2 pseudogenes are annotated in these 647 nt (G+C 72.5%); both read right to left on the bottom strand.

Annotated features, from left to right (window positions below):
* A pseudogene (locus A5622_RS30710) lies at positions 1–285 on the bottom strand (DnaJ C-terminal domain-containing protein); the annotation flags it as partial.
* Between the two features lie 17 nt (positions 286–302).
* Positions 303–647, bottom strand: a pseudogene (locus tag A5622_RS08765) (DnaJ C-terminal domain-containing protein); the annotation flags it as partial.

The raw sequence follows: 647 nt of genomic DNA, 5'->3' as shown, positions 1-647 counted from the left end.
GCCCGCCGCGAGATCAGCGTCAAGATCCCCGCGGGTGTCGGCGACGGCATGCGCGTGCGGCTCGCCGCCCAGGGTGATGACCGACGCCGGTTGGGTGCCGGGCGGGATGGTGATTTCGCTGACGCCGTCCAAGATGGCGTCGACGGTGACGGTGGCGCCCAGCGCCGCGTCGACCATCGGCACCGAAACCGTGCAGTGCAGATCGTCGCCTTCGCGGACGAAGACGTCGTGGGGCTGTTCGTGGACCTCGACGTAGAGGTCGCCGGCCGGGCCGCCGCCGGGCCCGCCGCGAGATCAGCGTCAAGATCCCCGCGGGTGTCGGCGACGGCATGCGCGTGCGGCTCGCCGCCCAGGGTGATGACCGACGCCGGTTGGGTGCCGGGCGGGATGGTGATTTCGCTGACGCCGTCCAAGATGGCGTCGACGGTGACGGTGGCGCCCAGCGCCGCGTCGACCATCGGCACCGAAACCGTGCAGTGCAGATCGTCGCCTTCGCGGACGAAGACGTCGTGGGGCTGTTCGTGGACCTCGACGTAGAGGTCGCCGGCCGGGCCGCCGCCGGGCCCGACCTCACCCTGGGCGGCGAGCCGCACGCGCATGCCGTCGCCGACACCCGCGGGGATCTTGACGCTGATCTCGCGGCGGGC

The sequence above is a fragment of the Mycobacterium sp. 1245801.1 genome (genome assembly GCF_001673055.1).
Taxonomy (GTDB): domain Bacteria; phylum Actinomycetota; class Actinomycetes; order Mycobacteriales; family Mycobacteriaceae; genus Mycobacterium; species Mycobacterium europaeum_A.
This window is presented reverse-complemented; position numbering and strand designations above follow the sequence as displayed.